6 protein-coding genes and 1 pseudogene are annotated in these 8,075 nt (G+C 36.3%); 1 reads left to right on the top strand and 6 read right to left on the bottom strand.

Going from position 1 to position 8,075, the window contains the following annotated elements; all coding sequences use genetic code 11:
- Positions 1 to 192 (top strand): helix-turn-helix domain-containing protein (locus TS1_RS03915; RefSeq protein ID WP_169792358.1); only part of this gene is annotated, 192 nt, incomplete at its 5' end.
- 83 nt (positions 193 to 275) lie between these two features.
- On the opposite strand, the gene TS1_RS03910 is transcribed toward TS1_RS03915, so the two are convergent.
- The 6 genes and pseudogenes from TS1_RS03910 to TS1_RS03885 all read right to left on the bottom strand — a co-directional run bounded on the left by TS1_RS03910 (position 276) and on the right by TS1_RS03885 (position 7,951).
- Positions 276 to 1,022 (bottom strand): 2-keto-4-pentenoate hydratase, encoded by a 747-nt coding sequence (locus TS1_RS03910; protein WP_068708055.1) that lies wholly within the window; start codon positions 1,020 to 1,022, stop codon positions 276 to 278.
- A 17-nt stretch (positions 1,023 to 1,039) separates the two neighbouring features.
- A complete protein-coding gene (locus TS1_RS03905) occupies positions 1,040 to 1,981 on the bottom strand; it encodes an L-lactate dehydrogenase (protein ID WP_068708054.1) in 942 nt (313 codons plus the stop codon).
- A 110-nt stretch (positions 1,982 to 2,091) separates the two neighbouring features.
- Positions 2,092 to 3,117 carry a branched-chain amino acid aminotransferase gene (locus TS1_RS03900; RefSeq protein ID WP_068708052.1) on the bottom strand — a complete coding sequence of 342 codons (1,026 nt, stop codon included), beginning with the start codon at positions 3,115 to 3,117 and terminating at the stop codon, positions 2,092 to 2,094.
- 464 nt (positions 3,118 to 3,581) lie between these two features.
- Positions 3,582 to 4,328, bottom strand: a complete 747-nt coding sequence (locus TS1_RS03895; RefSeq protein ID WP_068708043.1) for a hypothetical protein — start codon at positions 4,326 to 4,328, stop codon at positions 3,582 to 3,584.
- A 31-nt stretch (positions 4,329 to 4,359) separates the two neighbouring features.
- Positions 4,360 to 6,222 (bottom strand): annotated as a pseudogene (locus TS1_RS03890) (ABC transporter ATP-binding protein).
- On the bottom strand, positions 6,212 to 7,951 hold the full coding sequence (locus tag TS1_RS03885; protein ID WP_068708041.1) for an ABC transporter ATP-binding protein: 1,740 nt from the start codon (positions 7,949 to 7,951) through the stop codon (positions 6,212 to 6,214). The pseudogene TS1_RS03890 and the gene TS1_RS03885 overlap by 11 nt, the downstream one beginning before the upstream one ends.
- Positions 7,952 to 8,075 lie beyond the last annotated feature (124 nt).

The following is an 8,075-nucleotide window of genomic DNA, read 5'->3' as shown; positions in this document are numbered from 1 at the left end:
ACTTTTTTTAAAAATAATCGTAATTATAAACAAACCGCAGAAGATCTTTTTGTCCATCCAAAGACCGTTCATTATCGAATAAACAAACTTGCCGATATCTTAGCTCTTGATTTTTCAAATTCGGTAGAGTTAGTTAATTATGAATTAGCTACTTACTTTCTTCATATGAAAAAAGAAAATACCTTCATTTAAGATAAAATTTTTAACAAATAGACAAAAAAATAGTGCTGGCAAACAAAAAACTTCCTTGTTTGCCAGCACTCACTCTTATGATTTTATTCTGTCACTTCTAAATCTACTTCACCAACGTGTTCAAAACTTGCCTTGTAATGCCCTTTTTCCAAGGGTTCGGGTAAAACAAAAGTACCTGAGGAAACAAATTGTCCAGCTTTTAATTTTTTTCCATGCTTTTCTAATTCTTTAGCCAACCACAAAACAGCTTTAGCTGGATGACCTAGCACTTCTGTTGAAGGCCCCTCTTTTACAAATTTATCCTCTAAAGTCAATGTTGCTTTAATAGCAGCAACATCTGAGTAAACCAATTTTCGCGGATTACCTATAACAATTGCGCCATTGACTGCGCCATCAGCAACCACTTCATACAAACTAGCTTTAGGAAACCAATCTTCATAGCGTCCGTCCGGCACTTCAATTCCCGGAGCCACACGACATTTTTCAAAAACCTGCTCTGCAGTGTCATCAGAAGAAATGGGTTCATCTACTAAAAAGACAAGTTCCAGTTCTAATAGTGGACGATTATATTCCTTTAAAGAAACAGTATTTTTTACTGTGACATCTGTCATACCACCGTATAAAGGAGAGTCACTAGCAAAAAGTTCTTGTGTCTCTTGGCTAGTTAAGCTGATCTTATAACCAGCTAGCTTTTCTCCTGCTTCTTCTTTAAGTTGCAACACCTCATCTTGAATTTGATAAGCTTCTGTTTTGTCATTAAGGCCTAATTCACCTAACTTTAAAGGTGTATTTGTATGATAAGCTTGATAAAGCTTTTCCACAACTGACATAACTTCCCTCCCAAATATTAGTTATTTTGTAAATTTTCCATTGTGTTGTCAAATTTTGTTTTAATATACTGAGCCGAAAGTCGCAATTTTTCAATCTCTTCATCTGTTAAATCAAGTTGTAGTGTTTCGACGACGCCAGCTTTTCCTATCACAGCTGGATAGGAAAGGTAGGTATTATATTCATTACGAAAGTTTGAAACTGGCAGTTCTGCTCTAGCATCACTCATTACAATATCAGCCAATCGCACAGCTGCTGTTGCAATACCATAGCTCGTATAGTTTTTCCCATGCAATACAGTAAAACCTCCAGCCCGAGCAATTTCATCTAATTGAGTAAAATCAACGGGACGCTCTTGTTCGACTTCTACAATCGGTTTTCCCAAAACATTAACAGTCGACCAAGCAGTAAATTGTGAATTTCCATGTTCACCTAAGTTATACCCAGCAACAGAACGTGGATCGGTCTTAAATACCTTCCCTACCGCACGTTTCATCCTAGCTGAATCTAACAGCGTACCTGTACCAATTACTTGGTTTTTGGGTAAGCCTGTCATCGTTTGATAAATCGCTGTAATAACATCACAAGGGTTTGTAATATCAATTAATACACCATCAAACCCTGAGTCTTTAATTTTTAACGCGACTTTAGCCGCTTGTTGGCTAGTAAAGGGTAATTCCACAAAGCGATCGTTTGTCGTATTATTTTCCAATAATTTTATATTTCCTATAGCTGAAATGACAACATCTGCATCCTTTAACGCAGCGTAATCATTGACAATTAATTTGGTATGAAAAGTTGCGTTTGCCATAGCATCTTCAAAATCCAAAGCATCTGCATTTACCTTAGCTTCATTGGTATCAATCAAAACCATTTCATCAGTTAAACCTTTGGCAATAATATCATGCGCAACGGTAGACCCAACATGTCCCATACCAATGACACCTATTTTTCGGGCCATTTGATCACTCCCTATCATTAACAATCCTTAAACGTTGACTGTATCCTTTTTAATAAAAAGAAAACCAATTTTATAAAGTACTATCGGTTTTCTTTTCTTAGCAATTTTATTTAGACCTCAACCTTTTGGATCCAACCTTCTGGTGCTGGACGATCGCCTAATTGGATCCCTACAAGTTCGTCATACAATGCTTGTGTTTTTGGTCCTACTTCAGTTTCGTTAAAGATATACTTTTTACCATGATAGGTTAAAGAACCCACAGGAGAAATAACAGCTGCCGTTCCCATGGCTCCAGCTTCAACAAACTGATCAATATCTTCTAAAGCGATGGATGTTTCTTTAGGATTCAACCCTTGTTTTTCCGCAATTTCAACTAAGGATTGCTTCGTGATTGACGGCAAAATCGAATCCGACTTAGGGGTTAAAAATTGCCCATCTTTAGTAATACCATAAAAATTAGCTCCGCCAAATTCGTCGATGTATTTATGTTCTCTTGGGTCTAAATACAAACAATCCGCGTAACCTTCTTTTTTAGCTTGCGTCGCTGGATATAAGCTGCCTGCATAATTACCCGAAGTCTTAACTTGGCCTGTACCCGCAAAAGCAGCACGATCAAAGTCACTAATCAGATAAGGTGTAGGTGTCAAACCTTGCACATAAGCCCCCACTGGCGTTGCGTAAATACGAAATTGAAACTCTGTTGAAGGTGCTACGCCGACAAGCGGTTCTGTGCCGATCATAAATGGACGAAGGTACAAAGATCCCCCTGTACCATAGGGTGGCACATATTCTTCGTTAGCACGGACCACTTCTTTGACAGCTTCAACAAATTTATCAGCAGGATAAGCTTCCATCGCCATTCTTTTGGCAGAATTTGCAAAACGTTGTGCATTCATTTCCGGACGAAAAAGATTGATAGTGCCATCTTTTTGCCGATAAGCCTTCAGTCCCTCAAAAATTTCCTGCCCGTAATGTAAAACCTCTGCTGCTTCTGAAAGATGCATTGTTGAATCGGTGGTTAATTCACCTTCCTGCCACTTTCCCTCTTTAAATTCTGCCTTAAATCTATAAGGTAAGTCTCGATAATGAAAGCCCAAATTATTCCAATCCAAATCTTCTACTCTTTGTTTTACCATATAAAAAATCCCCCTCAACTAAAATAAAATTCTCTATAACAACTAAATACGCCCCACAAAGCTTATGCTTTATAGGGCGTTTCCACGGTACCACCTATTTTTTGCTTTGAATTTCACTCAAAACCTCCACATACGGCTAAATATTGTTTAAGCATATGCGTCCTTTTTAATGGTAGGCAACCAGCAAAAACGTTTGTTTTCACCACTCCGAGCTGATAAATTTGCAGGCGACGTTGATTTTTTTCAGCTAGCAAAATCTCTCTAAAAACGTCCAATACCTCAAATAAGACTCATCATTGTGTTTTGTGTTATTTATTTACTGAATAATCTAACTCTTCTGACAAAAGAAGTCAACCTTTTTCTAAAAATTTTCAAAATTAAGACAACTAAAATGAAAATGAGTAGGAAAAAACGATATTTTCCATTTTACCTAGTCTTTCCAATGGATTATTGGACATTTTATTTTATATTTCTTCCTCATTCTGCAAAGCTTTTTGTAAATTCTGATAAAAGTCTTTGCCATAGTCGTAGATAATCTGCGGCTGCCAGTCAGAAGAAGCCTTTTCTTTTTGTAACATCGGTTGAATCCATTGGTTAGTTGGTAAAAGCTTAAGCAAACGATGTCTAGAAAATTGAGAAAACAACAGGTTTCGTCCATACAAAATAGCTAATTGCGCTTGAAAATGAGAATTGTTAAATAACTGGAGAAAAGAGTTAACATTATTTCGATCCGTTAGAAATAACTCTGTTTTCATAAAATCAGTTCGCAAATCTAGCGGCTGCTTTTTAAAAGCTTCAAAAATTTCCTCTGGTAAGCGAATTGCCCACACGAAGCCATTTTGCTGGCACTTATCTAATAAATACAAAATAGCTAATTGGCTTTTTGACATTTGAAACCAATCTTTTGTATTTTCACTTCTAGAAAGTATTCTTTGAAGCATTTCAGGTAAACGGATTAAATCCGCAGGTGATCCGACATCAATGGAAAGCTGCTGAGCATTTTTCAGCCACAATGGATGGTCTGCTATACGTAAAGTCAACCAGCTATTTTGTTTTTTTCTATTATTCTTTTGCAGTAAACTATATACACTCATATCAGTTTTGGAAATATTATAAGCAAATAGCTCTATGAAACTCGGCAGTTCCTTTTTTATAGATGAAATAATTTGCTTTTGCCCGAATTTACGAATTTGTTCTCGGTCTTGTCTCATCTACAGCGTCCTTTCTGTTACTTTTATTAAATTAGGACAATTCCAGCTTGCCTGTATACAGTTGGTAATAGGTCTTTTTGTTTGCAATTAACTGTTCATGCGTTCCTCGTTCTATAATTTGTCCATGGTCTAAAACAATAATCACATCAGAGTTTTAAATGGTTGATAGACGATGAGCAATGACAAAAACTGTTCTACCTTTCATTAGAGAGTCCATACCATCTTGAACTAACCTTTCAGTTAAAGTATCGATACTTGAAGTTGCTTCATCTAAAATCAAAACCGGATGATTCGCTAAAGCAGCACGAGCAATGGAAAGTAATTGCTGTTGACCTTGCGAAAGATTTGATTCTTGACCGCTAATAAATGTATCATATCCATCCGTAAATTCTTCAATAAAACGATGAGCATTGGCTAGCTTAGCAGCTGCAACGACCTGTTGATCCGTTGCAGCTAGATTCCCATAACGAATATTTTCTCGGATGGTGCCACTAAACAAATGCGTATCTTGTAACACCATGCCTAAAGAACGTCGTAAATCTGCTTTTCTTATCTGGCGAATGTCGATTCCATCATAAAAAATCGTTCCTTGATTAATATCATAAAACCGATTAAGCAAATTGGTAATCGTTGTTTTTCCAGCCCCTGTTGCACCAACTAAAGCGATCTTTTGTCCAGAATGTGCGTAAAGAGAAATATCATGAAGAATCGTCTGATTTTCCTTATAACCGAAAAAAACCTGATCAAAACGAATATCTCCTTTTACTTCAGTATAAACAACACTACCATCTGCTTGTGGCTGTTTCCAGGCCCAACGTCCGGTCCGCTGAGAACTTTCTCTTAACTGTTTTTCTTGTTGATAAACATTTACCAACCTCACCTCTCCACTATCTTCTTCCGGTTTGGTATCAATCAATTCGAAAATACGTGCTGCTCCAGCCAAAGCCATTACAATAAAATTAACTTGTTGGGAGATTTGGTTGAGTGGACCACTGAAACTTCTACTTAATTGTAAAAAAGCAATCAACGTTCCAATCGATAAAGTAATCATCCCTTCGATCGATAAAAGTCCTCCTACCAAAGCAATTAAGACATATTGTAAATTTCCCAAATTAATCATGATAGGAAGTAAGATATTGGCCAACTGGTTGGCTTTGGATGCATCATCAAATAACCGATCGTTTTTTTCCACGAAACCCCGTTTTGTTTCTGCTTCGTGAGTAAATACTTTAATCACTTTTTGACCAAATGTCATTTCTTCAATATAGCCATCCACATCACCTAAAGAATGCTGTTGGTAGACAAAATAGCGAGCACTTAAACCGGCAATTTTCTTTACTACAAAATAAATCATACTAACCGTAAATAAAACCACAAAAGTCAAAGGAACATTTAAGGTTAACATTGCAATAAAAACGCCTAACATTTGGGTAGCTGCTTGAAAAACTTGGGGAATACTTTGAGAAATCATTTGCCTAAGCGTATCAATGTCGTTTGTATAATGGCTCATGATATCTCCAGAAGGAGTTTCGTCAAAAAACCGAATCGCTAATGCCTGCATTTTAGCAAACATCTCATTTCGTATATTTTTTTGCGTCCCCTGACTGATTGTAACCATCAATCGATTAAACAACAAAGCTGAGATGACCCCAATAAGATAGATAACTGCCATAATTAAAATGACCTTTAAAAGGCCAGTGTAAACCGGATTACTTTGTGATAAAAGAGGCGAGATATAGTCATCTACCACTCTTTGAATAAATAAAGAACCCAAAGTATTGGCTGCTGTGCTCAATAGAACAAACAAAATGACAAACAGAAAGTTAATTTTATAATCCCGCCATATATAGCCTAGGATGCGTAGCAAAGGCGCTAATGTTTTATTATTTTGCATTTGCTTCACCAAATCCTTTCGTTTGTGCCTGGTAAATTTCCTGATAAATCGCGCTGGTTTGTAATAGTTTTTCGTGGGGACCTATATCATTAATTTGTCCATTATCAAGAACAATAATTTTATCAGCATCTTGTACAGACGTAATCCGTTGAGCAACAATAAATTTCGTGGTGAGAGGCATTTTCGTTCGAAAAGTTTCAAGAATTTTCGATTCAGTCTTCGTATCAACAGCGCTGGTTGAATCATCTAAAATTAAAATTTTGGGATTCTTCAATAGTGCACGCGCAATACACAAACGTTGCCTTTGCCCTCCTGAAACATTCGTACCTCCTTGTTCAATATGGGATTTGTAGCCGTCTGGAAGTTCTTGTATAAATTCATCTGCTTGTGCCATAATACAAGCTTCTCGGACTTCTTCTAGCGTTGCTGTTGGATTTCCCCAACGCATATTTTCCAGTATTGTTCCAGAAAATAACACATTATTTTGTAAAACAACGCCAATAATTTTTCTAAGTGTGTCCATATCGTAATCTTGCACGTTTCTTCCAGCAATCTCAATTTTCCCTTTTGTTACATCATACAAACGAGGAATTAATTGTACAAGCGTCGTTTTGGCACTTCCTGTCCCACCAACAATTCCAATGGTTTCGCCGGTTTTTGCTGAAAAAGTAACATCTTTAAGGACGTCCTGCCCCAGCTTTGTAGGATATTGGAAAAAGACATGCTCAAAACAAACTCGACCATCAGAGATAGTTTTTAAGGCCAGCTGATTATTTTTTAAATCACTTTCTTCATCCATAACCGCTACAACCCGCTCAGCAGAAGCACGAGAAATTAAAAACATGACAAATACCATGGAAAACATATTCAAACTAATTAAAATTTGAAAGGTATAAACAAATAAACTAGATAATTCTCCTGTAGTCATTGTTTGACTTACAATCAAATGAGCGCCCACCCATGAAATCAGTAAAATACAAATATAAGCCGTTGACTGCATAAGCGGCTGGTTAAAAGCTAATAATTTTTCAGCTTTAGTAAACCGTTTATAAACCACTTGGGAAATATTTTGAAATTTATTTATTTCGAAAGCTTGTCTTACATAAGCCTTCACCACTCGAATACCATGTAAATTTTCTTGTACAATATTGTTTAAATGATCATAACTACGAAATACACGTTCAAAGATGGGGTGAACTTTTCTGCCAATAAAAATTAGCGTACCAGCTAAAAATGGGGCCACGACGACAAAAATCAACACCATATTCGGGTTAATCAAAGCTGACATAATAATTGCAAAAGTAAATTGAACTGGGCTTTTAATCATAATACGTACCAACATTTGGTAAGCGTTTTGTAAGTTCGTCACATCAGTCGTCATTCGCGTAATCAAACTTGGTGCTGTGAATTTATCAATATTTGAAAAAGAAAATGTTTGCACGTTAAAAAATAATGTTTTCCGTAAATTTTTAGCAAAACCAGCAGAAGCAATCGCTGCATAACGACCAGATAAAGCGCCAATAAATAAGCCTAATATAGCCAATAAAATAAGCAAACTGCCAATTTGCCAAACAATCGATGTTTCATTTTGCGAAATTCCCTCATCTATAAGAATTGCCATTAAGGTGGGAATTAAAATTTCTATAAATGATTCAAAAATCACAAAGACCATGCTAAGCGCAGTTGCTTTTTTATACTCACCTAAACAACTTAAAAGCTTTTTTATCATTAGCAGAACTCCTTTTGATAACCTAAATTAAACCTATTATAGCAAAAAATAAAGCGGTTGCTAAAGTAAATAATAAATTTCACATGTTATTTGTAAAAAAGCAAAAATCTCGCTCTAAAATAAC

It is taken from the genome of Tetragenococcus solitarius NBRC 100494 (genome assembly GCF_001544195.1).
Classification (GTDB): Bacteria; Bacillota; Bacilli; order Lactobacillales; family Enterococcaceae; genus Tetragenococcus; species Tetragenococcus solitarius.
Note: the sequence above shows the minus strand (reverse complement) of the source record. Positions and strands in the feature narration are given on the sequence as shown.